This window comes from Cellulomonas sp. H30R-01 (genome assembly GCF_010119915.1).
Lineage (GTDB): Bacteria > Actinomycetota > Actinomycetes > Actinomycetales > Cellulomonadaceae > Cellulomonas > Cellulomonas algicola.
In genome coordinates, this window is sequence record NZ_CP048210.1 from 3,921,493 (window position 1) to 3,947,064 (window position 25,572).

At 74.4% G+C, this 25,572-nt stretch carries 26 protein-coding genes and 1 riboswitch; of the genes, 16 read left to right on the plus strand and 10 right to left on the minus strand.

What is annotated here, in order from left to right; genetic code table 11:
* Positions 1–85 precede the first annotated feature (85 nt).
* Together GXP71_RS17475 and GXP71_RS17480 are read left to right on the plus strand one after the other, a co-directional pair.
* Positions 86–604, plus strand: coding sequence for a GyrI-like domain-containing protein (locus GXP71_RS17475; protein WP_162353696.1), 519 nt, complete (start codon positions 86–88; stop codon positions 602–604).
* 132 nt (positions 605–736) lie between these two features.
* A riboswitch (cyclic di-GMP riboswitch) is annotated at positions 737–811 on the plus strand.
* Positions 812–827: 16 nt separating this feature from the next.
* Positions 828–977, plus strand: coding sequence for a hypothetical protein (locus GXP71_RS17480; RefSeq protein ID WP_160142783.1), 150 nt, complete (start codon positions 828–830; stop codon positions 975–977).
* A 180-nt stretch (positions 978–1,157) separates the two neighbouring features.
* Here GXP71_RS17480 and GXP71_RS17485 read toward each other — a convergent pair whose 3' ends face one another.
* Positions 1,158–3,731 (minus strand): lysylphosphatidylglycerol synthase transmembrane domain-containing protein, encoded by a 2,574-nt coding sequence (locus tag GXP71_RS17485; protein WP_162353697.1) that lies wholly within the window; start codon positions 3,729–3,731, stop codon positions 1,158–1,160.
* Positions 3,732–3,927: 196 nt separating this feature from the next.
* On the opposite strand from GXP71_RS17485, the gene GXP71_RS17490 reads away from it, so the two are divergent.
* A complete protein-coding gene (locus GXP71_RS17490) occupies positions 3,928–4,515 on the plus strand; it encodes an HdeD family acid-resistance protein (protein ID WP_162353698.1) in 588 nt (195 codons plus the stop codon).
* A gap of 33 nt (positions 4,516–4,548) precedes the next feature.
* Here GXP71_RS17490 and GXP71_RS17495 read toward each other — a convergent pair whose 3' ends face one another.
* On the minus strand, positions 4,549–5,436 hold the full coding sequence (locus GXP71_RS17495) for a CPBP family intramembrane glutamic endopeptidase (RefSeq protein WP_162353699.1): 888 nt from the start codon (positions 5,434–5,436) through the stop codon (positions 4,549–4,551).
* A 157-nt stretch (positions 5,437–5,593) separates the two neighbouring features.
* Entirely contained in the window at positions 5,594–5,947 is a 354-nt protein-coding gene (locus GXP71_RS17500; RefSeq protein ID WP_162353700.1) for a hypothetical protein, read from the minus strand.
* Between the two features lie 254 nt (positions 5,948–6,201).
* On the opposite strand from GXP71_RS17500, the gene GXP71_RS17505 reads away from it, so the two are divergent.
* From GXP71_RS17505 to GXP71_RS17520, 4 genes are read left to right on the plus strand one after another with little or no spacing between them, the layout of a single operon-like run.
* Positions 6,202–6,888: a hypothetical protein gene (locus GXP71_RS17505; protein ID WP_202924280.1), complete on the plus strand. Its 687-nt coding sequence runs from the start codon at positions 6,202–6,204 to the stop codon at positions 6,886–6,888.
* Entirely contained in the window at positions 6,881–7,183 is a 303-nt protein-coding gene (locus GXP71_RS17510; protein WP_162353701.1) for a transcriptional regulator, read from the plus strand. The genes GXP71_RS17505 and GXP71_RS17510 overlap by 8 nt, the downstream gene beginning before the upstream one ends.
* Entirely contained in the window at positions 7,180–8,145 is a 966-nt protein-coding gene (locus GXP71_RS17515) for an ABC transporter ATP-binding protein (RefSeq protein WP_162353702.1), read from the plus strand. The genes GXP71_RS17510 and GXP71_RS17515 overlap by 4 nt, the downstream gene beginning before the upstream one ends.
* Positions 8,142–8,933, plus strand: a complete 792-nt coding sequence (locus GXP71_RS17520; RefSeq protein ID WP_162353703.1) for an ABC transporter permease — start codon at positions 8,142–8,144, stop codon at positions 8,931–8,933. Before GXP71_RS17515 ends, GXP71_RS17520 begins: the two co-directional genes overlap by 4 nt.
* Before the next feature lie 56 nt (positions 8,934–8,989).
* On the opposite strand, the gene GXP71_RS17525 is transcribed toward GXP71_RS17520, so the two are convergent.
* Genes GXP71_RS17525 through GXP71_RS17535 form a run of 3 tightly spaced genes read right to left on the minus strand, consistent with a single transcriptional unit; the run spans position 8,990 to position 12,239 of the window.
* Complete coding sequence (locus GXP71_RS17525; RefSeq protein WP_162353704.1) at positions 8,990–11,671, minus strand: cation-translocating P-type ATPase; 2,682 nt, start codon at positions 11,669–11,671, stop codon at positions 8,990–8,992.
* Positions 11,668–11,901 (minus strand): heavy-metal-associated domain-containing protein, encoded by a 234-nt coding sequence (locus GXP71_RS17530; protein WP_162353705.1) that lies wholly within the window; start codon positions 11,899–11,901, stop codon positions 11,668–11,670. Before GXP71_RS17530 ends, GXP71_RS17525 begins: the two co-directional genes overlap by 4 nt.
* A 32-nt stretch (positions 11,902–11,933) precedes the next feature.
* Positions 11,934–12,239: a metal-sensitive transcriptional regulator gene (locus GXP71_RS17535; protein WP_210728618.1), complete on the minus strand. Its 306-nt coding sequence runs from the start codon at positions 12,237–12,239 to the stop codon at positions 11,934–11,936.
* A gap of 157 nt (positions 12,240–12,396) precedes the next feature.
* On the opposite strand from GXP71_RS17535, the gene GXP71_RS17540 reads away from it, so the two are divergent.
* The 9 genes from GXP71_RS17540 (at position 12,397) to GXP71_RS17580 (ending at position 20,810) form a co-directional block, all read left to right on the plus strand.
* Positions 12,397–13,449 carry a sulfate ABC transporter substrate-binding protein gene (locus tag GXP71_RS17540; RefSeq protein WP_162353706.1) on the plus strand — a complete coding sequence of 351 codons (1,053 nt, stop codon included), beginning with the start codon at positions 12,397–12,399 and terminating at the stop codon, positions 13,447–13,449.
* Positions 13,450–13,454: 5 nt separating this feature from the next.
* Entirely contained in the window at positions 13,455–14,318 is an 864-nt protein-coding gene (cysT, locus tag GXP71_RS17545) for a sulfate ABC transporter permease subunit CysT (RefSeq protein ID WP_162353707.1), read from the plus strand.
* Complete coding sequence (locus tag GXP71_RS17550) at positions 14,311–15,225, plus strand: sulfate ABC transporter permease subunit (RefSeq protein WP_238402481.1); 915 nt, start codon at positions 14,311–14,313, stop codon at positions 15,223–15,225. The genes cysT and GXP71_RS17550 overlap by 8 nt, the downstream gene beginning before the upstream one ends.
* Positions 15,222–16,223, plus strand: a complete 1,002-nt coding sequence (locus GXP71_RS17555) for a sulfate/molybdate ABC transporter ATP-binding protein (RefSeq protein ID WP_162353708.1) — start codon at positions 15,222–15,224, stop codon at positions 16,221–16,223. Before GXP71_RS17550 ends, GXP71_RS17555 begins: the two co-directional genes overlap by 4 nt.
* Before the next feature lie 59 nt (positions 16,224–16,282).
* Positions 16,283–16,693: an Rrf2 family transcriptional regulator gene (locus GXP71_RS17560; protein ID WP_162353709.1), complete on the plus strand. Its 411-nt coding sequence runs from the start codon at positions 16,283–16,285 to the stop codon at positions 16,691–16,693.
* 76 nt (positions 16,694–16,769) lie between these two features.
* Positions 16,770–17,228, plus strand: a complete 459-nt coding sequence (locus GXP71_RS17565) for an Rrf2 family transcriptional regulator (RefSeq protein ID WP_162353710.1) — start codon at positions 16,770–16,772, stop codon at positions 17,226–17,228.
* Positions 17,229–17,326: 98 nt separating this feature from the next.
* Positions 17,327–18,268, plus strand: a complete 942-nt coding sequence (locus GXP71_RS17570; RefSeq protein ID WP_162353711.1) for a sulfite exporter TauE/SafE family protein — start codon at positions 17,327–17,329, stop codon at positions 18,266–18,268.
* A gap of 216 nt (positions 18,269–18,484) precedes the next feature.
* Positions 18,485–18,883 carry a hypothetical protein gene (locus tag GXP71_RS17575; RefSeq protein ID WP_162353712.1) on the plus strand — a complete coding sequence of 133 codons (399 nt, stop codon included), beginning with the start codon at positions 18,485–18,487 and terminating at the stop codon, positions 18,881–18,883.
* 313 nt (positions 18,884–19,196) lie between these two features.
* A complete protein-coding gene (locus GXP71_RS17580) occupies positions 19,197–20,810 on the plus strand; it encodes a methyl-accepting chemotaxis protein (RefSeq protein ID WP_162353713.1) in 1,614 nt (537 codons plus the stop codon).
* Positions 20,811–21,027: 217 nt separating this feature from the next.
* Here the strand turns inward: GXP71_RS17580 and hemL are convergent, their stop codons facing one another.
* Genes hemL through hemC form a run of 4 tightly spaced genes read right to left on the minus strand, consistent with a single transcriptional unit; the run spans position 21,028 to position 25,401 of the window.
* Positions 21,028–22,383 carry a glutamate-1-semialdehyde 2,1-aminomutase gene (gene hemL / locus GXP71_RS17585; protein ID WP_162353714.1) on the minus strand — a complete coding sequence of 452 codons (1,356 nt, stop codon included), beginning with the start codon at positions 22,381–22,383 and terminating at the stop codon, positions 21,028–21,030.
* Positions 22,380–23,318 (minus strand): porphobilinogen synthase, encoded by a 939-nt coding sequence (hemB, locus tag GXP71_RS17590; protein WP_370521020.1) that lies wholly within the window; start codon positions 23,316–23,318, stop codon positions 22,380–22,382. The genes hemL and hemB overlap by 4 nt, the downstream gene beginning before the upstream one ends.
* 59 nt (positions 23,319–23,377) lie before the next feature.
* Positions 23,378–24,427, minus strand: a complete 1,050-nt coding sequence (locus tag GXP71_RS17595; RefSeq protein WP_162353716.1) for a uroporphyrinogen-III synthase — start codon at positions 24,425–24,427, stop codon at positions 23,378–23,380.
* Positions 24,424–25,401 (minus strand): hydroxymethylbilane synthase, encoded by a 978-nt coding sequence (gene hemC, locus GXP71_RS17600; protein ID WP_162353717.1) that lies wholly within the window; start codon positions 25,399–25,401, stop codon positions 24,424–24,426. The genes GXP71_RS17595 and hemC overlap by 4 nt, the downstream gene beginning before the upstream one ends.
* Positions 25,402–25,572: the final 171 nt, after the last annotated feature.

The following is a 25,572-nucleotide window of genomic DNA, read 5'->3' on the forward strand; positions in this document are numbered from 1 at the left end:
GACGCACTGAGCAGGGCGTCACGCGTGAACGCACCGACCCCGCGGTCGTGCGGCGCGGTGACGGGCGTCGCCCTACGCTCGGCGCATGGAGCGTCGACGCGCGGAGCCCGTGGTCGTCGAGCGGCCCGAGGTGCCGTACGTGGGGATCGCCGCGCGCGTGACGACCGCGTCGCTCGCGTCGCTGGCCGGTCGTTTCGACGACCTGTTCGCGTGGGCGGAGGCGCACTCGCTGACGCCCACCGGTCCGCCGTTCTTCCGGTACCGGGTGATCGACATGGAGCGTGAGCTCCTGGTCGAGGCGGGGCTGCCGCTCGACGAGCCCGTCGCGCAGGCGGACGGGGACGTGACGCCCGACGTGCTGCCCGCGGGCCGCTACGTGGTCACGACGCACGTGGGTCATCCGGACGAGCTGGTCCAGGTGACCGCGGACGTGCTGGCGTGGGCGGAGGCGCACGGCGAGGCGTGGGACAGGTGGCCGGTGGAGGGCGGCGAGGCGTGGGGCTGTCGACTTGAGCTGATGTTGACGGACCCGCGCGTCGAGCCCGACATGAGCCGCTGGGAGACGCAGCTGGCCTTCCGGATCGTGGACGACGGGCCGCGGTGACACGTGCCGAGCCGCGTCTTCATGCGGAAGAGGCCTTTGGTGTGCGCCGACCGGGTGAATTGGACGGCCGTACGAAACTGGTGACTGGTAGCGCTTCCCTTCTCGTCTCATGTTGCTCTAATGTCGGACTTGTCAGCGAAACGGCAAACCCTCCGCAAGGGGGGGACGCAAAGCCACGGGACCCACGAGGTCAGCCGGGCTACCGAACAGACAGGAAGATGACATGGACCAGCGCGGGTTCTCCGTCGACCCCTCCGAGGCAGCCACCCCCTTCGTCCTCCCGGCCTCGCGCCTGCAGGCATGGGCGGCACTCGCGGAGCGGCAGCACACTCTGGAGCTCGTCCCGGCGCAGCGCGACTACCTCGCCGCCTGACGACGACCCCACCGCACGAACGGCCGGTCCCGGCTCAGCCCGGGGCCGGCCGTTCGCGTGCTCGGGCGGACGGCGGGCGGGTGCGCGAGGTCGTCGGGAAGTCGCCGGCCGCGCACGTCACGGAGGCCCAGGCCCCGCTCGACCAGGGCGCCGGCACGCCCGAGGAGCTCACGCAGCCCGTCAGAGCTCGCCGCTGCGTTGCAGGAACCGCATCGCGGCCCACCCGAACGGGATGCGCAGCCAGTAGGTGAGGGCCCGGAACAGGACCGCGATCGACGTCGCGACACCGAGGTTCATCCCGGTGACGCCCGCGAGGGTCGTCGCGAGGGCGAACTCGACGGCTCCCATGCCGCCCGGCGTCGGCACGAGCGCACCCGCGGTGTTGCCCGCGAGGTAGACGAGCGCGACCTGGATGAGGCTCGCGTCCTGGTTGAGGGCCTGGAGGCACGCGTCGAACGCGAGGATGTAGCCGAGGGTCATCGCGAGGTTGCCGCCGACCGCGAGCGCAAGCCGCCAGGGCTGGCCGAGGACCTCGATGAGGCGGGGCCAGGTGCGCTGCAGGGTCGGCAGCGACTTCGCGAGCACCCACTGCCGCACGGGCGGCACCAGCAGGGACGCGCCCACGAGCGCGGCCACGATGCCGATGGCGACGAGCATCGCGCCCGAGATCGGCAGCTGCGACTCGCTCCGGCCGGAGATGATCGTGAGCCCGAGGAGCAGGACGAGCGTCACGATGAACTGACTGACCTGCACGAGGGCGACGGTCGCGGCGGACAGCGTGGTCGACACGCCGCGCTTGGTGAGCATCCGGAGGTTGAGCGCCGCGGGGCCGATGCCTGCCGGCGCGGCGAGGGCGACGAAGGTCGCGGCCGTCTGGACGAGCGTCGCGCGCCAGACGGGCAGCCGCACCGGGGAGAACGCGACGAACGCGAGCGCGGCGGTGACCAGGGTGCTCATGCCGAGCGCGAACGCGAGGACGGACCAGCGCCAGTCGCTCTTGGCGAGGGCGTCGCCGATCTCCTCGACGTTGATCGTCGCGAGGATCGCGAAGATCGCGACGACGGTCAGCAGGATCGTCACGACGGTGCGCGCACCGAACCGGACGAGCTGCTCGGGCTCGACCGACGCCTCGGGCAGACGCGCGACGAGGGCGGTGCGCAGGTCGGCGAGCACCTGCTTGTGCGCGCGCATCTCCTCGCGGGTCTCGCGCGGCAGCGTGATGGTCTGGAGCAGCGGGCCGACGGCGGCGAGGTCGGACTCGGGGAGGACGGCGGCGGCCGACTCGAGCGCGCGGTTCGCACCCACGCGCAGCGCGAGCAGCGCGACGAGCTGGGTGACGTCCATGCGGCGTGCGAGGTCCGACGACGCGACGTCGCCCTGCTCCCACCCGACCACCCACACGACGGGCTGGCCGACGAGGTCGTCGACGAGGACGACGTCGCTGGTCAGCGCGCGGTGCGCGACGCCGGCAGCGTGCGCGAGCTGGAGCTGCGCCCAGATCTCCCGCAGCAGGTCGTCGGTGAGCCGCTCGGGCGGCAGGTCGGCGAGCGGCACGGCCCGGCCGGGTCGCTCCTGCACGAGGAGCATCGAGTCCTCGGCCTCGGCGATCGACAGCAGCTGCGGGGTCCGGACGCCGGCGGCGCGTGCGGCGTAGGCCTGGAGGGCGGCCCGGCTCGTCGCCTGCCGCAGCGACACGACGGAACGGCCCTCGATGCCGCGCATGCGGATCGACCGCCACAGCCGTTCGAGACCACCGACGACCTGCCGGTCGCCGTCGATGACGAGCACGTCGAGCGCGTCGCCGGAGGTCGTCGTGAGCTCGTACACGCGGTGGCCCGTCGAGCGGGTGAGGGCCCGCGACGCGGGAGAGCCGTCGAGCTCGACCGGGTCCGTGCCCTCACGCTCGGCGAGGCGGGCCGCGTCGGCGTCGGTCGTGTCGTCGGCGACGCGAGCCAGGCGTGCGGGCTCGAACCCGGCACGCCGGATGCCGTCGAGCAGGCTCGTGCCGTACGCCCGCTCGGACTGCACCCCGGAGACGTACCGGACGACCATGCCGGCGACGCGCCCGATCAGCAGCGACACGACGAGGCCGGGCAGCGACACGCGCCCGATGATGAGCAGCACGGCGCCGCTGATCCAGACGACGTTCCACGACCAGTCGACGCTGCGGCGCCGCCCTCGCGGACCGGCGACGGTCAGCAGCGCGACGACCATCGCGAACACGGGCGGCAGCGAGACGACCAGGTCACCGCTGACCCGGATCGACAGGCCGGTCGCGAGGTCCTCGGACCCCCACTCGACGATGACGAAGCGCAGCGCCTCGTTGAGCGCGACGGCGACGACGGCCGCGGTCACGCCCTCGAGGAGCTGGCGGCCCAGCCGGCGGATCGCGAGCTCCGCGAGCACGGCCAGCGGGATCACGAGCGCGACGAGGACCTCGAGCAGCTGCACGGGGATGAACAGGATCCGCCGCAGCAGGCTCGCGAACCCCTGCACGTCCTCCGCGACGCCGCTCGTCGTGTTCGGCGCGTAGAGCGCGAGCGCCAGGACCAGCACCACGCCCACCGCGGCCAGCACGGCGTTCAGCAGGTCGGTCGGGTGGTGCACCCGGACGGTCGGGACGTCCTCGACGACGACGCGCGCGTCCGCCGGGTCGCCGCCGTGGTCGTCGACCGTCGGTCCGGCGGGCGCGCCGCCGCGCGTGCGGTCCGCGTCGACCGCGGCCGCACGACCCGAGGGCGGCGTCGACGACATACCGGCGAGTCTAGGCAGCGGGGGCCCGTCTGCCCGGGAGCTTGCACGTGACGTGGGACGGGACCGGGTGTCCGGTGCGGGCGTGTTCGGCGCGCTTCGTCCCGATGCCCGGGTCTAGCGTGGCCGACGAGGGACACCGTTGGCGTGCGGGTGCGGTCCCGCGAGGTGCCCCGGGGCGTGTGCCCGAGGAGGTCACGTGGTCGACGAGGTGGGCGCAGAGGTCGAGACGACGCTGCGCAAGATCTGGTGGCTCCCCGTCCTGCGAGGAGCCGTGCTGCTGGTCCTGGGTCTGCTGATGCTCGTCCGACCGATCGACACGGCGACGCTGCTCATGTGGATCTGGGGCGTGTTCGCCGTCATCGACGGCGTGCTGTCGCTGGGGATGTGGCTCGGCAACCGCAGGGAGCCGGGTGCGGGCTGGTGGGCGGTCGCCGGCCTGGTCGGGATCGCGTTCGGCGTGATCGCGATGGTGTGGCCGGACAAGTCCGTGACCGTCGTATTCTACCTGATCTCGCTGTGGATCCTGGTGCTGGGCGTCCTCGCGATCATCGCGTCGGTGACCCTGTACCGGGCGCGGGACATCGGCTGGTACTGGGTGCTCACGTTCGGGCTCGTGTCGTTCCTGTTCGGGCTGCTCGTGCTCATCAACCCGCAGGAGACGATCGCGGTCGTCATGGTCCTGCTGGGCCTGTTCGCGTTCGTGGGCGGTGTCGTGCTCATCGTCAGCGGCTTCGCCACGAAGTCGTTCGTGCGCGCGGTCGGCCGCGGTTCGGCGGTCGTCTAGCGGGCGGCCGGGGCCCGCGAGCGGCGGGGCGCGTCAGGACAGGAGCAGCGCGTCCCGCCACTCGTCGGGCACGAGCGCGTACCCGACGAACACGACCACGTCCATGAGCGTGTGCGCGACGACGAGCGGCATGACCCGCCGTCGTCGGCGGTAGTACTCCGCGAACACGAGCCCCATGACGACGTTGCCCGCGAACGCGCCCCACCCCTGGTACAGGTGGTACGACCCGCGGAGCAGCGCGCTGGCGACGACGATCGCGGGGCCGCTCCACCGCAGGTCGCGCAGCCTCTCCATGAGGTACCCGACGGCGATGACCTCCTCGAGCAGCGCGTTCTGCAGTGCCGACAGCACGAGGACGGGGACGGTCCACCAGGCGGCGTTCAGGGCCGCGGCCTGCACCTCGACCGTGATGCCGAGCAGGCGTCCGACCGCGTAGAGGCCGAGTCCGGGGACCCCGATGAGCGCCGCGAGCCCGGCGCCGACGCCGAGGTCGCGCCACGGCCGGGTGCCGTCGAGCCCGATGCGGCGCACCGCCGAGCGGCCGTTGGCGGACAGCAGGTACAGCGCGAGCGCGACGGGGACGAGCGCGAACCCGATCGACAGCAGCTGGTAGGTGAGGTCGAGCCACGGGCGGGGGGAGCGGCTCGGGTTGAGCGTCGCCGTCTGGCTGCCGAGCGACTCCTCGCGCGTGAGGCGGTCGAGGATCGCGACCACGGCGTAGACGCCGGACCGGCCGAGCGACAGGCCGAGGACGATCCAGATCTCCGCGGTCAGACGACGGCGGACCGCGCGCGGACCGGGCGGCGGGGCGAACGGGGGGCGGGCGTCGTCGTCGGGGGGCGACGTCACGGTGGAGCCTGCGGCGCCGTCGGTGCGCCCCGGGTCGGCGGGCGTCGCGTCGCCGGGCGCCGTCGTCGTCATGCGTCCGAGCCTAGGTCGCGCACCTGGACGTGCGCTGACAGCAGCCTGTGCCGGGACGCGCGGCCGCGCCGGGGCGTGCGGCGGTGCTCGAGGGTCCGGGTGCGCGCCGGCCGGCCCGTCGCAGGACGAGCCGGCCGGGGCGGTGCCGCGAGCGCGGTCAGGACGTGATCGTGACGCTCTGGCAGAACCAGCGGTTGCGGTTGGAGGACATGTAGATCCAGTCGCACACGTCGACGGTCATCCGCACGTTGTCGGGCACGTTCTGAATCCACGTGCAGCCGTTGTAGACCCACGTCCAGTGGCCGAGCGAGGTGCTGATGTGGGCGCCGTCGCCATCGCGGTCGACGACGTCGCACAGCCGCAGCGTGTTGTTGGCGTCGTTGTAGTAGACGCTCGACTTGTACGTCGTGGAGTAGACGGTGAAGTCCGCGGCCTGCGCCGGCGCGGCGACCCCGACCATGACCAGCGCGACGGCGGCGGCCGCGACGGCCGACCTCTTCCTGACCTTCACGACGTACCTCCGGAACGGTGCGAATGCGCCCAGGTCGGGCGCGTGGCAGACAGTAGCGCGGGGCAACCGGCCCGTGCGCGCCGGGCACCCGAACGGGGGAATGCCCGGATCGACCACCCTGCAGCCCTGACCGCGGTGCAGCCCAGACCGCGGCGGCGGCCGGCACGTCGATGCCGACTCTTGCGTTCGGCCGGGCTCACAAACTACTTTGTGAGACAAAGTCGGACGAAGCGGCGTGGACCGAGGGGGCGGCGATGACTGGCGACACGGACGGCACCGTCGGCGACCGGGCGGGCGACGAGCCGCGCGACGCCGAGCGCGGCCGGGGCGACGAGCCGTTCGACCCCGCACAGGCGCTCGCGGTCATCGCCGCCGGGCGACGCTCCGCGGTCGCCGCCTACCCGTCGGGGACGTTCCTCTTCTCGCTCTGGGGCACGGTGTGGCTCGTCGGGTACGGGCTCATGTGGCTCTCCGCGAACGACGACGGCACGCCGTCGGGGCTCGCCGCGGGTGTCGCGATCACGCTCGGCGTCCTCGGCACGGTCGGGACGCTGTGGCACGTCCTGCACCGCAGCCGCGGGCTCGTCGGCACGAGCGCCCGGACCGGGGCGCTGTACGGGTGGTCGTGGGGGATCGGGTTCGTCACCCAGGCGCTGATCGTCACCGCGCTCGCCGACGCCGGCGCACCCCCCGAGGTGTCCGCGCTCGCGGGCAACGCGCTCGCGGCCCTCGTCGTCGGCCTCCTCTACCTCGCCGGCGGAGCGCTCTGGGACGACCTGCCGATGTACCTGCTCGGTGCCTGGATCGCCGTCGTCGGCGGCGCGAGCGCGCACGTCGGCCTGCCCGGCACCTACCTCACGATGTCGCTCGCCGGCGGGGGCGGGATGCTCGTCGCCGGCACGTACGTGGCGGTCCGGGGTCGCCGGAGGCGCCGTGCCTGACGCCCCGCTCGACCCCGTCATCCACACCGAGGCGCGCCTGCGCGTCGTGTCCGCGCTCTCCGCGCTCGCGCGCGGCGACCGCATCAGCTTCCCGCGGCTGCAGCAGCTGCTCGACATGACCGCGGGCAACCTCTCGACCCATCTGCGCCGACTCGAGGAGGCGGAGTACGTGACCATCACCAAGACCCACGAGGGCCGGACACCGGTGACCTACGTGGAGCTCAGCGACACCGGGCGCGCCGCGCTCGCCCGGTACACGCGCGCGCTGCGCGACCTGCTCGGGGGGCGGCTGTGAACGCCGTCCTCGACCTCCAGCACGTGACGCGCCGGTTCGGTGCGGTGACCGCGCTCGACGACGTGAGCCTCGGGGTCGAGCACGGCGAGCTCGTCGGCCTGCTCGGCCCGAACGGCGCGGGCAAGACGACGCTGCTCAGCCTGGTCAGCGGCCTGCGCAAGCCCGACAGCGGCACGGTCCGGCTGTTCGGCGGCGACCCGCGGAACGCGGCCTCCCGCATCGGCCTCGGCACGACGCCGCAGGAGACGGGCCTGCCCTCGACGCTCACGGTCGGCGAGGTCGTCGACCTGGTCGGCGGCCACTACCCCGACCCGATGTCGCGCGCGGAGGTGCTGGGCCGCTTCGGCATGACGGACCTCGTGAAGCGCCAGACGGGCGGCCTGTCGGGCGGTCAGAAGCGCCGGCTCGCGGTCGCGCTCGCGCTCGTCGGACGCCCGCGGCTCGTCCTGCTCGACGAGCCGACCACCGGCCTCGACGTCGAGGCGCGGCACATCCTGTGGCAGGCGCTGCGCGACTACCACGCCGACGGCGCGACGGTCGTCCTCACGAGCCACTACCTCGAGGAGGTCGAGGCGCTCGCCGAGCGGGTCGTCGTGGTCGGCGGCGGGCGCATCCTCGCCGACGACACCTTGCAGGCCGTGATCGGGCTCGTCGGGCTGCGACGCGTGCTGCTCACGCTCCCGCCCGCGTCGACGCTCGACCCGGGCGCCCTGCCGGGCGCGCACACCGCCCAGGCCGACGACCACGCCGGCGGCCGCCGCTGGACCGTGCTCGCCGAGGACGCCGACGCGTTCGTCCGCGCGCTCGTCGGCACGGGCGCGCCGTTCACCGACCTGGAGGTCCGCGGCGCGTCGCTCGAGGAGGCGTTCCTCGCGCTCACCGAGCGGGGCGGCGCGGCGGGTGCCGACCCGGGCGCGGCCGACCGGTCCCGCCGTGACGACGTCGAGGGGGCCCTCCGATGACCACGACCGCCACGTCTCGACCGGTCGCGCGGGTGCGACCGTTCTGGCCGCTCGCCCTGCTGCACGCCCGGCTCAACTTCATCGAGACCGTCCGCATCCCCATCGCGGTGCTCGGCAACCTGCTGTTCCCCGCGCTCGCGCTGCTGTTCTTCGTCGTGCCGCAGCGGGCCGTCGCGGAGGACCCGCTGGTCGCGACGGCCGCCGTCACGCAGCTCGGCACGTTCGCCGTGATGTCGACGTGCCTGTTCACGTTCGGCGTCGGCGTCGCCGAGGACCGCGCGCTCCCGTTCGACCCGTACCTGCGGACCCTGCCCGCCGGTGCGGGTCCGCGGCTCGCGGGCCGCGTGCTCAACGGCGTGCTGTGGGCGTACCTCGCGCTCGTGCCGCTCGTGCTCATCGGCGCGCTGCTCACCGAGGCCGTCCTGCCCGTCGGCCGGGCGCTCGCCGCGGTCGTGGTGGTGCCGCTCGTCGCGGTGCCGTTCCTGCTGCTGGGCGTCGCGATCGGCTACCGCATGTCGTCGAAGGCCGCCATCGCCGTCGTCCAGGCGACGCTGTTCCCGCTGGCGTTCGCGGGCGGGCTGTTCCTGCCGCCCGAGGCGTTCCCGACGTGGCTCGACGCGATCTCGAAGGCGCTCCCGTCGCGCGCGGCCCGCGACCTCGCCGTCCAGGCGACCACGGGCTACGACGCGTACGCGTGGGCCGTCCCGGTGCTGGTCGGCTGGACCGTGCTGTTCGCCGTCCTCGCGGCCCTGGCGTACCGCAGCGACGAGGGCCGCCGCTTCCGCTGACCCGCACGACACGACGACGGCCCGGCCCCCACGCGGGGAGCCGGGCCGTCGTGTGCTCAGGCGAAGGTGCGCAGGCGCAGGCTGTTGCCGACGACGAGGACCGACGAGAACGCCATCGCCGCGCCCGCGATCATCGGGTTGAGCAGCCCGAGCGCCGCGAGCGGGATCGCCGCGACGTTGTACGCGAACGCCCAGAAGAGGTTCTGCCGGATCACCGACAGGGTCTTCCGCGACAGCCGCACCGCCTGACCGGCCGTGCGCAGGTCGCCACGGACCAGCGTGAGGTCGGCCGCCTCGATCGCGACGTCCGTGCCCGTGCCCATCGCGAGGCCCAGGTCCGCCGTCGCGAGCGCTGCCGCGTCGTTCACGCCGTCGCCGACCATCGCGACGCGCCGCCCCTCGGCCTGGAGCCGCTGGACCTGCGCGACCTTGTCGGCGGGCAGCACCTGTGCGACGACGTCGTCCTCCGCGATCCCGACGGTCCGGGCCGCGGCGCGCGCGGCGCCGAGGTTGTCGCCGGTCAGGAGCACGGGCCGCAGTCCCAGGGCCCGCAGCTCGGCGACCGCCTGCGCGGACGTCGGCTTCACGGGGTCGCGCAGGACCAGCACGCCGCGCGCGGCCCCGTCCCACGCGACGACGACCGCGGTCGCGCCGTCGTCCTCCGCGCGGCGCACGGCGTCGTCGACGGGGGTCGTGTCGACGCCCTCGTCGCGCAGCCAGCCGGTCCGGCCGACGAGCACGCGACGCGCCAGCCCGACGCCCGAGTGCGCCGTGCGGACGACGCCCGAGACGCCGTGACCCGCGTGCGCGCGGAAGTCGTGGACCTGGTCGGACCCGATGACGACGCCGTCGGCGCCGACACCCGGAGCGGCGTCCCCGCCGGTGGTGGCGTCGGGCGTCGCGCGGACGGCGGACGCGCCACCCGCGGGGGCGAGCACCGCGTCGCCGGACGGTCCCTGCGCGGCCGAGGCGATCGCGCGGGCGACCGGGTGCTCGGCGAGCTGCTCGACGGCGGCGGCGTAGCGCAGGGCGTCGTCGCGCGTCGTGCCTGCGACGGGCAGCACGTCGACGAGCGCCATGCGGCCCTCGGTGACGGTGCCGGTCTTGTCGAGCACGACGGTGTCGACGGTCCGCGTGTTCTCGAGGATCTCGGGACCCTTGATGAGGATGCCGAGCTGCGCGCCGCGGCCGGTCCCGACCAGGAGCGCGGTCGGCGTCGCGAGCCCGAGCGCGCACGGGCACGCGATGATGAGGACCGCGACGGCGGCCGTGAAGGCAGCCTGCACCGAGCCGCCCGCGAGCAGCCACGCGGCGAGCGTGCCGACCGCGAGCACGAGCACGACCGGCACGAACACCGCCGAGATGCGGTCCGCGAGCCGCTGCACGGGCGCCTTGCCCGTCTGCGCCGCGGCGACGAGCCGGCCGATCTGGGCCAGCCGCGTCTCCTCACCGACGCGGGTCGCGCGCACGACGAGCGCACCCGACGTGTTGACGGTCGCGCCGGTGACCTCGTCGCCGGGTCCGACGTCCACGGGGACGGGCTCGCCGGTGAGCAGCGACGTGTCGAGCGCGCTGGTGCCCGACACCACGACGCCGTCGGTCGCGACCTTCTCGCCGGGCCGCACGGTGAACTCGTCGCCCACGGTCAGACGAGCGACCGGGACACGCTGCTCGACGCGACGCCCGTCCGGGCCGGTGACCAGCAGCGCGACGTCCTTCGCGCCGAGGTCGAGCAGCGCGCGCAGCGCGTCGCCCGCGCGGCGGCGGGACCGGTGCTCGGCGTAGCGGCCGGCCAGCAGGAACGTCGTGACGACGGCCGCGACCTCGAAGTACAGCTCCGGCATCGCCTCGCCCATGCCGTCGTCGGCCGCCGGGAAGAGCGTCGGCGTCATCGTCACGCCGAGCTCGCCCGTGCCGCCGAGCAGCAGCGCCCACAGCGACCAGCCGGTCGCCGCGACGATGCCGATCGACACGAGCGTGTCCATGGTCGACGCGCGGTGCCGGGCCGCGCGCGCGGCCGCCTTGTGGAACGGCCACGCCGCCCAGGTCGCGACCGGCAGCGCCAGCGCGGCGACGACCCACTGCCACCCCGTGAACTGCAGCGCGGGGATCATCGACAGGAGCAGGACGGGGACCGTGAGGACGGTCGCGACCCGCAGCCGGCGGCGCAGGTCGGTGCCGCGCGCGTCGGTCGGGGCGGACGTGTCCTCGTCGGCGTCCATCTCGTGCCCGGGCGCCATCGAGTGGCCCGAGAGCGCGTGCTCGTACGGGTCCATGCCGTGCGTGTGCGCGCCGTCGTGGCCGGCCGGGACCGTGGCGACGCCGTGACCGGCGTGGTCGACCGTCGCGTGCGGGTCGACGACGCGGGTGCCGGAGCCCTGCCCGGCCGCGTGGTGCGCCGCGTCGTGAGCGCCGTGGGTGTCGTGGCCCTCGTGCGCCTCGTGCGCCTCGGTCGACGCCGGTGCGTCCCCGCGACGAGCCGTGACGCGCCCGTCGTACCCGGCGCGCCGCACGGCCGCGAGCAGCGCGGAGTCGTCCGCGACGCTCCCGTCGTCGGACGGCCGCAGCTCGACGTGCGCCGTCTCGAGCGCGAGGTTCACGGTCGCCGACGCGCCCGGCACCTGGTTGAGGCGCCGCTCGACGCGCGCGACGCACGACGCGCACGTCATGCCCTCGACGTCGAGGTCGACGAGGGCGACGGGTGCGCCCGCAGTGGGGCGCTCGTCCGGTGTGCTCACAGCAGGGACCTCCGGGGGGTGACGGCGTAGCCGGCCTCGACGACGGCCTCGGAGACCGCGTCGTCGGCGAGCGGGGCGTCGGACGTGACGCGGACGGTGGACGACCCGCCGACCACGAGGTCGACGGCGACGTCGGTGACGCCGGGGAGGGCGGACAGCTCGGTGGTGACCGCGTGCACGCAGTGGCCGCAGGTCATGCCGTCGACGCCGAACGTGGTGGTCTGGGACATGGGTCTCTCCTTGATCGGGTGGGGGAGCGGGGTCAGCTGCGGACGAGGCGGGCGATCGCGTCGGAGGCCTCGCGGACCTTGGCGGCGCCCTCCTCGGGGGACTTGCGGGCCGCGTCGACGACGCAGTGGCCGAGGTGGTCCTCGACGAGGCCGATGCTCACGGCCTGGAGCGCCTTGGTGACGGCGGAGATCTGGGTGAGGACGTCGATGCAGTAGACGTCCTCGTCGACCATGCGGGCGATCCCGCGGACCTGCCCCTCGATGCGGCGCAGCCGCTTGAGGTAGTCGTCCTTCGCGTCGGTGTACCCGTGCACGGTGGCCTCCCCGGTCGTCGTCATGTCCGTCCCAACACGGTACCCCCCGGGGGTATTCCCGATCAGCACGTGAGACGGACTGGCCACAGGGTGGACGCTGTTCCCTACAATTGCGACCGACCTACTCAGGTTTATCGACCCGTCGTCGTGCCCCCGCACGACCCGCTCCTCGAGGAGTCCCATGAACGCCCAGACCACGCGTCGAGCACGGATCGGAACGGCGCTCGCGATCGCGGCTGTCTCCCTGCTGACGGCCGCGGGCTGCGCGTCCTCCGAGGCCGCGGACAGCGGCACGGACAGCACGGCCGACTCCGGGGCGGCCGCCGAGCCGACCACGATCGACCTCGTCGGCTTCGCGGTCATCAAGTCGGCCTACGACGCCCTCGGCGAGGCGTTCGCCGAGACGCCCGAGGGGGAGAACGTCACGATCGCCGCGTCGTACGGCGCGAGCGGCGCGCAGAGCCGTGCGGTCATCGCCGGCCAGCCCGCCGACGTCGTCGCGCTCTCGCTCACGCCCGACGTGCAGGCCATCGCCGACGAGGGCCTCGTCGCCGAGGACTGGGCGTCCGACGAGGACAAGGGCATCGTGTCCCACTCGGTCGTCGTCCTCGCCGTGCGCGAGGGCAACCCGCTCGGCATCGAGGGCTGGGACGACATCGTGAAGCCGGGCGTCGGCATCGTCACCGCCGACCCGGGCACGTCCGGCTCGGCGAAGTGGAACCTGCTCGGCGCGTACTCGCAGGCGCTCGGTGAGAACGACGACAAGGCCGCCGCGGAGGCGTACCTCGGCGCGTTCGTCGACAACGTCGTGAGCTGGAACGACAGCGGCCGCACCGCGACCGAGGCGTTCGTCAACGGCACGGGCGACGTGCTCATCTCCTACGAGAACGAGGCGATCGCGGCGCGCGCGTCGGGCATCGCGCTCGACTACGTCGTGCCGGACACCACCTTCCTCATCGAGAACGCCGCGGCCGTGACCGTCGACGCCCCGCAGCAGGCGAAGGACTTCCTCGACTTCGTGCGGTCCGACGAGGGCCAGCTCATCCTCGGCAGCAAGGGCTTCCGCCCCGTCGGCGACGCGAAGGCCGCGACGGACGTCGAGGGCGCGAACGACCCGTCGAAGCCGTTCCCGGACGTGAAGATCCTCACGGTCGAGGACCTCGGTGGCTGGAAGACGGTCAACACCGAGCTCTTCGACAAGGAGAACGGTCTCGTCGCGCAGCTGCGCAAGTAACGGCCATGACGCTCCTGACCAGGACCGAGGAGGTGACGCCCGCGCCGGTCGCGCGCGGGCGTCGCCCCGCCCCCGACGGCCGCTCCCGCCTCGGGCGCGGGTCGGCCGTCGGGCTCGGCGTCGGCGTGCTGTGGCTGAGCCTGCTCGTGCTGCTGCCGATCGCCGCGCTCGCGTCGACGGCCTTCGAGGACGGGTTCGGCGCGTTCTGGGACGCGGTCACCACGCCCGAGGCGGTCGCGACCATCCGCTTCACGGTCGGCGCCGCCCTGCTGGTGACCGCGGTCAACGCCGTGATCGGCACGCTCGTCGCGTGGGTGCTCGTGCGCGACGACTTCTGGGGCAAGCGCGCCGTCGAGGTCGTCATCGACATCCCGTTCGCGCTCCCGACGATCGTCGCCGGCCTGGTCCTCATCTCGCTGTACGGCCCGCAGGGGCCGTTCGGCGTCAACCTCGTCGGCACGCAGGCCGGCGTCGTGCTGGCGCTGCTGTTCGTCACGCTGCCGTTCGTCGTCCGGTCGGTGCAGCCCGTGCTCATCGACATGGAGCGCGACGTCGAGGAGGCGGCCGCGTCCCTCGGCGCGAGCGGCGCGACGACGTTCCGCCGCATCGTGCTCCCGACGATCGCGCCGTCGATCGTCTCCGGTGCCGCGCTGAGCTTCGCGCGGGCGCTCGGCGAGTTCGGGTCGGTCATCCTCATCTCGGCCAACCTCATCGGCAAGACGCAGGTGTCGTCCGCGTACGTCCTCAAGCTCATCGAGTCGCAGGACCCGGTCGGCGCCGCGAGCGTCGCGGTCCTGCTGCTGGTCGTGGCCGTCGTGGTCCTCGTCCTGCTGGACGCCCTGCAGCGAAGGACGGCACGCCGTGGCTGAGCCGACGACCCTGACCGACCGCGACGGCACGGGCACCGCCCCTGCGCTCGCCCCGGCACCCGCGCCCACCGCGGCCCGACCCCCCGCCCGCCGACGGCGCCGGCCGTCCGCGATCCGCCTCGTGCTGCGCGTGATCGCCGTGACCTACGTGCTCGCGCTGGTCGCGCTGCCCGTCGCGACGGTCGTCCGGTACACGTTCGCCGACGGCCTCGTGCCGGTCCTCGACGTGCTGACCTCGCCCGACTTCGTCGCCGCAGCCCGCCTGACGCTCGTCGTCGCGGGTCTCGCGGTGGTGGTCAACACGATCTTCGGGGTCGGCATCGGCATCCTGCTGGCCCGTTACGAGTTCCCCGGCCGGCGGCTGCTCAACGCGGTCATCGACCTGCCCGTGTCGATCTCGCCGATCGTCGTCGGCGTCGCGCTGATCCTCGTCTACGGCACGAACGGCTGGTTCGGGCCGGCGCTCGAGCAGGCCGGGTTCCAGGTGATCTTCGCGGTCCCGGGCATGGTCCTCGCGACCGTCATCGTGTCGCTCCCGCTGGTCGTCCGCGAGGTCGTCCCGACGCTCGAGGAGGCGGGCGTCGAGCAGGAGCAGGCCGCGCAGTCGCTCGGTGCGGGCGGGTGGGCTCGGCTGCGCCGCATCACGCTCCCGACGATCAAGTGGGCGCTCGCGTACGGCGTCGTGCTCAGCCTGGCGCGGTCGCTCGGCGAGTTCGGGGCCGTGCGCGTCGTCAGCGGCAGCGTCGCCGGGCAGTCCCAGACCCTCACCCTGTTCGTCAACGACGCCTACCAGGAGTTCGGGCCCGAGGCGCAGCGCGCCGCGTTCGCCGCGGCCTTCGTCCTCATGCTCGTCGCCGTGCTGTTCATCGTCGTGATCACCGCGCTGCGGCCGAAGGAGAAGAGATGAGCATCGTCGTCCGCGGGGTCAACCGCTGGTTCGGCACGTTCCCCGCCCTCACGGACATCGACCTCGACGTCCCCGCGGGCGGCCTGACCGCGCTGCTCGGACCGAGCGGCGGCGGCAAGTCGACGCTCCTGCGCATCATCGCGGGCCTCGACCACCCCGACACCGGGACGATCGAGATCGCGGGGCGCGACGCGACGGCACTGCCGCCGCAGCGGCGCAGCGTCGGGTTCGTGTTCCAGCACTACGCCGCGTTCAAGCACCTCAGCACGCGCCGCAACGTCGCGTTCGGGCTCGAGATCCGCCGCCGCCCGAAGGACGAGGTCCGCAAGCGCGTCGACGAGCTGCTCGAGCTCGTGCACCTCGAGCAGCTCGCGGACCGCCTGCCGTCGGAGCTCTCGGGCGGGCAGCGCCAGCGCATGGCGCTCGCGCGCGCGCTCGCCGTGCAGCCCGAGGTGCTGCTGCTCGACGAGCCGTTCGGCGCGCTCGACGCGCAGGTGCGCAAGGAGCTGCGCGACTGGCTGCGCCGCCTGCACGACGAGGTGCACGTGACGACGCTCTTCGTCACGCACGACCAGGAGGAGGCCCTCGAGGTCGCCGACACGATCGTCGTCATCAACCAGGGCCGGATCGAGCAGGTCGGCTCGCCGGCCGAGCTCTACGACCGGCCGGCGAACGAGTTCGTCATGCAGTTCCTCGGCCCGACGACGCGTCTGGGCGGCCGGCTCGTGCGGCCGCACGACATCGAGATCGTCGAGGACGACCGCCCCGAGGCGCTGCCGGTGACCGTCACGCGCCTGCTGCGCGTCGGGTACGAGGTGCGCGCCGAGACGCGCGCCGAGGACGGGTCGACGCCGTGGGTGCAGCTGACCCGCGGTCAGGCCGACGGGCTCGGTCTCGTCGAGGGGCAGCGGGTGTGGCTGCGGCCGCACGCGTCCGCGGCCGCCGTCTCCGTGCCGCCGCCCGCGCGCGTGCCGTCGTCCGTCAGCGGTCCCGCGTGAGCCGTCCGCGACCCGACCGACGCCCTCGGTCGTCCCAGCAGGTGCGGGGGTGACCGGCCGTGCACGTCTCCGCCAAGGCTGACTACGCGGTCCGGGCGCTCCTGCTGCTCGCGCAGCACGCGCCCGAGGTCGTCAAGGTCGAGCAGCTCGCCGTCGAGCAGGACCTGCCGCAGCAGTACGCGGAAGGCATCCTCAACGACCTGCGCAAGCTCGGCTTCGTGACGTCGCGACGCGGCGCGCACGGCGGCTACTCGCTCGCGCGCGAGGCGGGGGAGATCGCGGTCGGCGACGTCGTGCGGGGCCTCGACGGGCCGCTCGTGACGGTGCGGGCCGTGCCGCCGGGCCGTCTCACGTACGACGGCGTCGCGCGGCACCTGCCCGCGTTGTGGGAGCTCACCGACCAGCGGCTGCGCGAGGTGCTCGACGGCGTCACGCTCGACGACCTGCTGCGGGGCGCGGTCGGCGCCTGACCTCGGGCGCCTGCGGGACGACTCGGGCACCCGGCAGGTGCCGAGGTCCCACGTCCGGCGAGGGCACAATGCCGGTATGCGTGTCTCGGCGAAGGCGGACTATGCGGTGCGGGCGTGCGCCGAGCTGGCGAGCAGCCCGCACGGCGACCCGGTCGCGTCGGAGGACCTCGCGACCGGTCAGGGCCTCCCGTCGAGCTTCCTCGAGCGCATCCTCGGCGACCTGCGCCGCGGTGGGCTGGTCGCGAGCGTGCGCGGCCGGTCGGGCGGGTTCCGGCTGGCCCGGCCTGCGGAGGAGATCACGCTCGCCGAGATCATCCGGGCGGTCGACGGCCCGCTCGTGACCGTCCGGGACGAGCGCCCGCCGAGCCTCGAGTACGAGGGGTCGGCCGCGTCGCTGCTCGACGTGTGGATCGCCCTGCGGGCGAGCGTGCGCAGCGTGCTCGACGAGGTCACGCTCGCGGCGCTCGTCGCGGGGGAGCTCCCCGCGCACGTGCGGGAGATGGCCGCGCACGAGGACGCCTGGACCAATCCCTGAGCACCGGGTCTCAACATCCGGTCGACGGTTGAAATGCAAGTAAGTCACTCGGGATTATCGGGAAAGCCGTCCTCCGTCGTCGTCCCCCGAGGTCTCCCGTGCCGCAGCTCCTGCTCCTCGCCCTCGCGGGCCTCGCCGCGCAGCTCGTCGACGGCAGCCTCGGCATGGCGTACGGCGTGACGTCCTCGACGCTCCTGCTCGCCATCGGCACCAACCCCGCGGCCGCGTCCGCGACGGTCCACCTCGCCGAGATCGGCACGACCCTCGCGTCGGGTGTGTCGCACTGGCGGTTCGGCAACGTCGACTGGAAGGTCGTCCTCCGCGTCGGCGTCCCGGGGGCGATCGGCGCGTTCGTCGGGGCGCAGTTCCTGTCGCGGCTCTCGACGGAGGCCGGTGCGCCCGCCATGTCGCTCATCCTGCTCGGCCTCGGCGTCTACCTGCTCGTGCGGTTCACGCTGTTCGGCCTGCGCACCGACCGCCGCCATCTCCCGCTGCGCAAGCGGTTCCTCGCCCCGCTGGGCCTCGTCGCCGGCTTCGTCGACGCGAGCGGCGGCGGCGGGTGGGGCCCGATCGGCACCCCGGCCCTGCTCGCGAGCGGCCGGCTCGAGCCGCGCAAGGTCATCGGCTCGATCGACACCTCGGAGTTCCTCGTCGCGCTCGCCGCGAGCGTCGGCTTCCTCGTGGCGATCGGGTCCCAGGGCGTCGACCTCACGTGGGCGCTCGCGCTGCTGCTCGGCGGGCTCGTCGCCGCGCCCATCGCCGCGTGGCTCGTGCGGCACGTCCCGCCGCGCATCCTCGGCTCGGCCGTCGGCGGCGTCATCGTCCTCACCAACACCCGCACGCTCGTCCGCAGCGACTGGGTCGGCTGGAAGGGCGCGCCGCAGGAGGGCGTCGTCCTCGGCGTCCTCGCGGTCGTCTGGGTCGTGGCGATCGTCTGGTCCGTGCGGGCCTACCGCGCCGACCAGGCCGCCGCCCGTGCCGAGGCCGTCGAGACCGCCGGTGCCGTCGAGGACGAGAAGGTCGTCGCGACCGCCGTCTGACGCGCGCTTCACGACCCGCGCCCGGGCTGGTCGCCCGGCCTGGTCGCCCGTCCCCGCAGGCCTCGCTCGCTCGCCCGTCACCCGATCCGGTGAGGCGCCCTCTGCGGTCGCCCGACCCCTCACCCGATGCGGTGCACGGCGTCCGATATGTCGCATGAGCCCCGTTTCTCGGGGATACTCGTCCCGCCAGCGACGAGAGGCGACACCGACGTGACGATGCACGACGAGCCCGGCCACCGCGACGACGCGGCACCGGGGACGGCCGGCCGGACCTACCGGCCGCACGCCGGCACGTGGAACACCCGGGTGCAGCCCGTCACCGCCGTCCCGGTCGTGCGGCACGACCCGTTCGCCGCGCTCGGCCACGACGCCAGCAGGCACGGGCAGGTCGCCGGACCGGCCCACGCGCTGCACGACAAGCCCGACGCGCACGTCGCGGAGCGCGCGCCGGGCCATCCCACGCACTCGCTGTGGCCGCACGCCGACGAGCCGTCGGACGGCCCCGACGACCGGCCGACGGTGTGGCAGCCGCACGTGGCCTGGCGCCCGACGCCGAGCGTCCCGTTCCCCCGTCCGGCTCCGTCGAGCGAGCTGGACCCGCCCACCTGGGGCTGACTCCGGGCGCACACCCGCTCCCGTCGTCGCCGTCGTCCGGCGCGGTCCGGGTCACCCCCCCGACGACGCGTGCGCAGGTCACGGTCGCACGGGGCGTGACGAGCGTCTCCAGTCGGACGAACGTCCAGGACGCTCCGGGTCGAACCCGACGGATCGACCTCACAGAAAACGCTCAGCAGGACGCCGGACCGACCGAACGGAAGGACGGCGACGCCACGCGTCACGGCGCCGTCGCAGGGGGCGTCGAGGACCCGGCAAGCCCGCCGGTCGTCCGCACGTCCGCCCCCTTCGCCGTCCGAAGCGAGAGGCCCGCATGCCCCAGTCCACGTCGTCCCGCCGCCGCCTGTCGTGGTTCGCGGACCGCGGCATCCAGACGAAGATCCTCGCGACGCTCGGCGTCGCCGGCACGATCGTGCTGCTCTCGTCCGGGTACGCGGTGCTCGTCCTGCAGCAGACGCGTGCGGACATGAAGACCATGGCCGACGGGCAGAGCCAGATCAGCGACGTCCGCGACCTCGTGCACCAGAACCAGCTCAAGGCGCGGATGATCGTCGCCCAGATCGCCGCCTCCGACGAGCCCACCGCGAAGAGCGACTGGCGCCGCGCGCTCGAGTCGAACGACGCCGAGCTCGAGCCGCAGATCGCGGCCTACACCGCGAGCGCCGCCGGCGGCGAGCAGTCCTGGCAGGACTTCCTCACGAAGTACGACGCCTGGCTCCAGATCCGCGACGAGCAGCTCGTCCCCGCCGCCCTGGAGGAGGACCTGCACGAGTACGCCCGCATCCGCGACGAGCTCGGCCAGCCCGCCATCGAGGCGTACGTCGCGGAGCTCGACCAGACGGCGGCCGAGAACACCGCCTTCATCACGAACCTGGCCCGCCAGTCCCAGGACCGTGCGAGCAACGCGATGATCGTGCTCCTCACCAACCTCGTCACGGCGTTCGTGCTCGCCGCGGTGCTGACCTGGCTCGTGGTGCGGGGCATCCGCCGCTCGGTCGACGACGTCCGTCGCAGCCTGCAGGCGATGGCCCGCGGCGACTTCACCGTCGAGGCGCCCGTGCGCTCGCGCGACGAGGTCGGGCAGACCGCCGAGGCGCTCGGCGTCGCGCAGCGGTCCGTGCGGTCGACCCTCGCCGGCGTGGTCGAGGCGGCCGAGACCGTCGCCGCCGCGGCGGAGGAGCTGTCGGCCGCCGCGCAGCAGGTCGGAGCCGCGCAGGAGGAGACGAGCGCGCAGGCGGGCGTCGTCGCGTCCACCGCGGACCAGGTCTCGCGCTACGTGCAGTCCGTCGCGGCCGGGTCGGCGCAGATGGGGTCGTCGATCCGCGAGATCGCGCAGAGCGCGTCCGAGGCCGCGAAGGTCGCGCACCAGGCGACGCAGATGGCCGAGCTCACCAACGAGCGCGTCGCGAAGCTCGGCGAGTCCAGCCTGGAGATCGGCAACGTCGTCAAGGTCATCACGTCGATCGCCGAGCAGACGAACCTGCTCGCGCTCAACGCGACCATCGAGGCCGCGCGCGCCGGGGAGGCGGGCAAGGGCTTCGCGGTCGTCGCGGGCGAGGTCAAGGAGCTCGCGTCCGAGACCGCCAAGGCGACCGAGGACATCGCGCGCCGCGTCGAGGCGATCCAGACCGACACCACCGGCGCGGTGTCCGCGATCGGAGAGATCTCGTCGATCATCGAGGCGATCAACGACCACCAGCTCACCATCGCGTCCGCGATCGAGGAGCAGACGGCGACCACGACCGAGATGTCGCGCGGCGTCGCCGACGCCGCAGCCGGCACCGGGGACATCGCCACGAACATCACCGGCGTCGCCACGTCGGCCGCGACGAGCTCCGACGTGCTCGCCCAGATGGGCACGAACGTCGAGGAGCTCGCGCGCATGTCCGCGGACCTGCGGTCGCGCGTCGCCGCGTTCACCTACTGAGGACCTGCGTCCGGCGGTCGGCCGTCCCCGGCCGCCGGGCGCCGTCCGGACGCCGCCCTCTCCTCGTCGGGCGGCACGGACGAGAAGGCCCGCCACCGTGCTGGACGGTGGCGGGCCTTCGTGCTCGTGGCGGCGCGGCGAGCGGCCGTCGTCGGCAGTCGGCAGTCGTCGGTCGGCGGCGCGGCGAGCGGCCGCCGTCGGGCAGCGGCGCCGGGCGTCAGGCCGGGGGCGTCGCTGCTGCCGCGGCGCGCGCGGCCGCCGGGAGCGCCGACAGGACGCGGTCCACCGCGGCGTCGTCGTGCGCGGCCGAGACGAACCACGCCTCGAACGGCGACGGCGGCGCGTAGACGCCCGCCTCGAGCAGCGCGCGGTGGAACGGCGCGTACCGCCACGCCTCGCTCGCCTGCACCGCCGCGTAGTCGCGCACGCCGTGGGTCGCCGCCTCGGGGCCGAACATCGTGCTGAAGAGGCTGCCCGCCCACTGCACGCTGTGCGGGACGGACTCGTCGGCCAGGACGCGCGACAGCTCGGTGCGCAGCGTCGCCGCCGTCTGGTCGATCCGCGCGTAGACCGACGCGTCCGCGAGACGCAGCGTCGTCAGGCCCGCCGCGGTCGCGACCGGGTTCCCCGACAGCGTGCCCGCCTGGTAGACCGGGCCGACCGGCGCGAGGTTGCCCATGACGTCCCGGCGCCCGCCGACGGCCGCGACGGGGAGCCCGCCGCCGATGACCTTGCCGAACGTGAACAGGTCCGCGGCCCATCCCTCGCGCAGGCCCTCGAGGCCCCACCAGCCGGAGAAGCCGACCCGGAAGCCCGTGAGGACCTCGTCCTGGATGAGCAGCGCGCCGTGCTCGGCCGTCAGGCGGCGCAGCTCGGCGTTGAAGCCCGGCCCGGGCGGGACGACGCCCATGTTCGCGGGCGCGGCCTCGGTGATGACCGCGGCGATCCGGTCGCCGTGCGTCGCGAAGGCCTCCGCGACGGCGTCGACGTCGTTGTACGGGAGCACGATCGTCTCGGCTGCGACGGCCGTCGAGACGCCCGCCGAGTCGGGCAGTGCGAGCGTCGCGACGCCCGAGCCCGCGGACGCCAGCAGCGCGTCGACGTGACCGTGGTAGCAGCCGGCGAACTTCACGACGAGGTCGCGGCCGGTGTGGGCGCGCGCGAGGCGCAGCGCCGTCATCGTCGCCTCGGTGCCGGTCGACACGAGTCGCACCATCTCCGCCGCGGGGACGCGCGAGCGGATCTCGTCGACCAGGTCGACCTCGGTGACCGTCGGGGCGCCGAACCCGAGTCCGCGCGCCGCGGCGGCCTGGACGGCTTCGACGACGTCCGGGTGCGCGTGGCCCAGCAGCGCCGGACCCCACGAGCCGACCAGGTCGACGTACTCGTGCCCGTCGACGTCCGTGACGTACGGGCCGCTGCCCGACGCGATGAACGGCGGGGTGCCGCCGACGGCGCCGAACGCGCGCACGGGGGAGTTCACACCGCCGGGGATCACGGCCTGGGCGTGCGCGAACGTCTCCGCGCTCGTGCGGCCGGCGACCGCCGCCTCGCTGCTGCCGTACCGGCTCATGACTTCTCCTCCGCCAGCCACGCGGCCAGCTCCGTCGCGAAGTAGGTGAGCACGTGATCGGCACCCGCACGACGGATGCTGAGCACGGACTCCAGGATCGCCCGTTCGCGCTCGATCCAGCCGTGCGCGGCGGCGGCCTCGATCATGGCGTATTCGCCCGATACCTGGTAGGCGCTGACCGGAACGGTGGACACGGCCGCGACGTCCGCGAGCACGTCCAGGTAGGACATCGCCGGCTTCACCATGACCACGTCGGCACCCTCGGCGATGTCGATCGCGACCTCGCGCGCCGCCTCCCGACGGTTCGCGGGGTCCATCTGGTAGGTCCGGCGGTCGCCCTCGAGCTGCGACTCGACGGCGTCCCGGAACGGGCCGTAGAAGGCGGACGCGTACTTCGCCGCGTAGGCGAGCACCGCGACCTGCTCGTGGCCGGCGTCGTCGAGCGCGTCGCGCACCACGCCGACCTGGCCGTCCATCATCCCGCTGAGCCCCACGAGGTGCGCGCCCGCGGCGGCCTGCGCGAGCGCCATCTCCGCGTAACGCACGAGCGTCGCGTCGTTGTCGACCGCGCCCGCGGGCGTCAGGACGCCGCAGTGGCCGTGGTCGGTGAACTCGTCGAGGCACAGGTCCGCCTGCACGACGAGCGCGTCACCGGCCTCGGCGACGGCGTCCGCGATGGCGAGGTTGAGGATGCCGTCGGGTGCGGTGGCCTGCGAGCCGACCGCGTCCCGGACCTCGGGGATCGCGAACAGCATGACGCCGCCGAGCCCGGCTGCGGCGGCGTCCGACACCGCGCCCTTGAGCGAGTCGCGCGTGTGCTGCAGGACGCCGGGCATCGACGCGATCGGGCGCGCCTCGGTCAGCCCTTCGCGGACGAAGAGGGGGAGCACGAGCTCTGCGGGGTGCAGGCGGGTCTCGGCGGTGAGGCGGCGCATCGCCGTCGTGGAGCGCAGGCGGCGCGGGCGGACCCGGCCGGGGCGGGGGAGGGAGGTGGTCACGCGTGCTCCTCGGAGCGGGGGGTGGGGGGTGTCGGTGCGGCGGCCTCGGTGGGCGTCGCGGATTCACCGTCAGGGGTGGCGGACGAACGGGTGACGTCGTCGGTCGCGGGCGGGTGCGCGTTCGCCGCGGGTGCCGTGGTCGACCCGCCGACCGCCGACGCGAGCGCGGCGACGAGGCTCGTCATCGTCTGCTCCTGCGCGACGCCGGCCAGCGGCAGGCCGAGGCGCTCGACCTCCGCCGCGGTCGTCGGGCCGATCGCGACGAGCGCGGTCCCGGCGGGCGGAGCACCCAGCTGCGCGACGAGCTCCCGGACCGTGCTGGCCGACGTCAGCAGCGCTGCCCCGATCGACCCGTCGGCCCACGCGGCGCGGACCTCGGCCAACGGCGGGGCCGCGGGCACCGTCCGGTAGGCGACGACGTCGTCGACCTGCCAGCCGCGCGCCCGCAGGCCGTCGGCGAGCGTCGGGGCGGCGAGGTCGCCGCGGGGGAACAGGACGCGCTGCGCCGGTCCCGTCCCGCCGTCGGCGGTCGACGGGAGCGCGGGCCAGGTCGCGACGAGCGCGCGGGCCGTCGACTCGCCGCTGGGGACGAGCGACGGCGTCACGCCCGCCTCGCGCAGCGCTCGCGCGGTGCCGGGCCCGACGGCCGCGACGCGCACGCCCGCGTCACCGACGATCGCGGCCAGCGTCCGGCCCGCGCGCGCCGCGCGCAGCTCGAGGACGGGGACCGCGGCCTGGCTGGTGACGACGAGCCATCCGTACCAGCCCGCGCCGAGTGCGAGCAGGGCGTCGTCGACGGGCGTCGGGTCCTCGGGCGGGACCGTCTCGACGAGAGGGACGACCACGGCGTCCGCGCCGGCGGCGGCGAGCGCGACGGCGGCCGGGCTCACGCCTGCGGCGGGCCGCGGGACCAGGACGCGCCATCCGGCGAGCGGTCCGGGGCCGGCGGAGGTGCTCGTGCCGCCGAGACCGCGCTCGCGGCTCGCGGTGCCGGCCGGAGTGCGCTCCGCGCGCGCGTCGCCGGCGGGCGGCTGCGGGGCCGTCATCGGGCGTGCCCCAGGTCGGCGAGGTCGGCGGCGCCTGTCGCGAGCAGGTCGTCCGCGAGCCTCGCGCCGAGGGCACGAGCCGCGACGGCGTCCTCGGCGGGTGTGCCGCCGAGCGTCGTGCTGCCCCGCCGCCGCAGGGCGTCGCTGCCGTCGGTGCGGACGACGACGGCCTCGAGCGTGAGCACGTCGCCGTCGAGCGTCGCGAGCGCGCCGACCGGGGCCGCGCACCCCGCCTCCAGCCGGGCGAGCAGCGCACGCTCGGCGAGCACCGCGACACGCGTCGGACGGTGGTCGAGGGCGGCGAGCGCGCCGGCCAACGGGGTCGCGAGCTCCGTCGTGAGGCCGGACGCGCGGGTCTCGACGGCGAGCGCGCCCTGTCCGGGGGCGGGGAGCATCACGTCGGCGTCGAACAGCTCGGTGACGGCCTCCAGCCGTCCGATGCGGGCCAGCCCTGCCCGGGCGAGGACGACCGCGTCGAGGTCGCCCGGCCCGGTGGCCGACCCCGCGACGCGGCCGAGCCGCGTGTCGACGTTGCCGCGGATGTCCACGACGTCGAGGTCGGGACGGGCGCGCAGCAGCTGGGCCGCACGGCGCGGGGAGCCGGTGCCGACGCGCGCGCCGTCCGGCAGCCCGGCGAGCGTGAGGCCGTCGCGCGCGCAAAGGGCGTCGCGGGGGTCCTCCCGCAGCGGGACCGCGGCGATGACGAGTCCGTCGGCGTCGCCCGTCGGCAGGTCCTTGAGGGAGTGCACCGCGACGTCGCAGCGCCCGTCGAGCAGCGCGTCGCGCAGTGCGGTGACGAACACGCCGGTGCCGCCGAGCGTGGCGAGCGAGCCGGTGAGGCGGTCACCGTCGGTGCGGACGCGCACGGTCTCGACGTCGAGGTCGCCGTGCGCGGCGAGGGCGTCGGCCACGTGGCCCGTCTGGGTCAGCGCGAGCGTGCTCGCGCGCGTGCCGATGCGGACGTGCTGGGGCATGCCGCCCAGTGTCCCTCGCGTCGGCGGCCCGTGTCGAAGCGTGGCGGGGCTTCGTGGTAATGCTCACGCGAACCGTGTGACATCGAACTGACAAGCTGTCAGAAAATGTCGCCGGCGGGAGTTTCTGCGAGCCCCGTGAATGTCGTGCGTCACGATTTCCGAAGGGTCACG

What these genes read in the sequence shown, in the direction of transcription:
- GXP71_RS17580 (WP_162353713.1), top strand. Translation starts at nt 19,197, where the DNA reads ATGCCCCAGTCCACGTCGTCCCGCCGCCGCCTGTCGTGGTTCGCGGAC.
- hemC (WP_162353717.1), bottom strand. Translation starts at nt 25,401, where the DNA reads ATGCCCCAGCACGTCCGCATCGGCACGCGCGCGAGCACGCTCGCGCTG.
- GXP71_RS17530 (WP_162353705.1), bottom strand. Translation starts at nt 11,901, where the DNA reads ATGTCCCAGACCACCACGTTCGGCGTCGACGGCATGACCTGCGGCCAC.
- cysT (WP_162353707.1), top strand. Translation starts at nt 13,455, where the DNA reads ATGACGCTCCTGACCAGGACCGAGGAGGTGACGCCCGCGCCGGTCGCG.
- GXP71_RS17540 (WP_162353706.1), top strand. Translation starts at nt 12,397, where the DNA reads ATGAACGCCCAGACCACGCGTCGAGCACGGATCGGAACGGCGCTCGCG.
- GXP71_RS17480 (WP_160142783.1), top strand. Translation starts at nt 828, where the DNA reads ATGGACCAGCGCGGGTTCTCCGTCGACCCCTCCGAGGCAGCCACCCCC.
- GXP71_RS17485 (WP_162353697.1), bottom strand. Translation starts at nt 3,731, where the DNA reads ATGTCGTCGACGCCGCCCTCGGGTCGTGCGGCCGCGGTCGACGCGGAC.
- GXP71_RS17495 (WP_162353699.1), bottom strand. Translation starts at nt 5,436, where the DNA reads ATGACGACGACGGCGCCCGGCGACGCGACGCCCGCCGACCCGGGGCGC.
- GXP71_RS17575 (WP_162353712.1), top strand. Translation starts at nt 18,485, where the DNA reads ATGCACGACGAGCCCGGCCACCGCGACGACGCGGCACCGGGGACGGCC.
- GXP71_RS17505 (WP_202924280.1), top strand. Translation starts at nt 6,202, where the DNA reads ATGACTGGCGACACGGACGGCACCGTCGGCGACCGGGCGGGCGACGAG.
- GXP71_RS17535 (WP_210728618.1), bottom strand. Translation starts at nt 12,239, where the DNA reads ATGACGACGACCGGGGAGGCCACCGTGCACGGGTACACCGACGCGAAG.
- GXP71_RS17555 (WP_162353708.1), top strand. Translation starts at nt 15,222, where the DNA reads ATGAGCATCGTCGTCCGCGGGGTCAACCGCTGGTTCGGCACGTTCCCC.
- GXP71_RS17595 (WP_162353716.1), bottom strand. Translation starts at nt 24,427, where the DNA reads ATGACGGCCCCGCAGCCGCCCGCCGGCGACGCGCGCGCGGAGCGCACT.
- hemB (WP_370521020.1), bottom strand. Translation starts at nt 23,318, where the DNA reads ATGCGCCGCCTCACCGCCGAGACCCGCCTGCACCCCGCAGAGCTCGTG.
- GXP71_RS17520 (WP_162353703.1), top strand. Translation starts at nt 8,142, where the DNA reads ATGACCACGACCGCCACGTCTCGACCGGTCGCGCGGGTGCGACCGTTC.
- GXP71_RS17565 (WP_162353710.1), top strand. Translation starts at nt 16,770, where the DNA reads ATGCGTGTCTCGGCGAAGGCGGACTATGCGGTGCGGGCGTGCGCCGAG.
- hemL (WP_162353714.1), bottom strand. Translation starts at nt 22,383, where the DNA reads ATGAGCCGGTACGGCAGCAGCGAGGCGGCGGTCGCCGGCCGCACGAGC.
- GXP71_RS17475 (WP_162353696.1), top strand. Translation starts at nt 86, where the DNA reads ATGGAGCGTCGACGCGCGGAGCCCGTGGTCGTCGAGCGGCCCGAGGTG.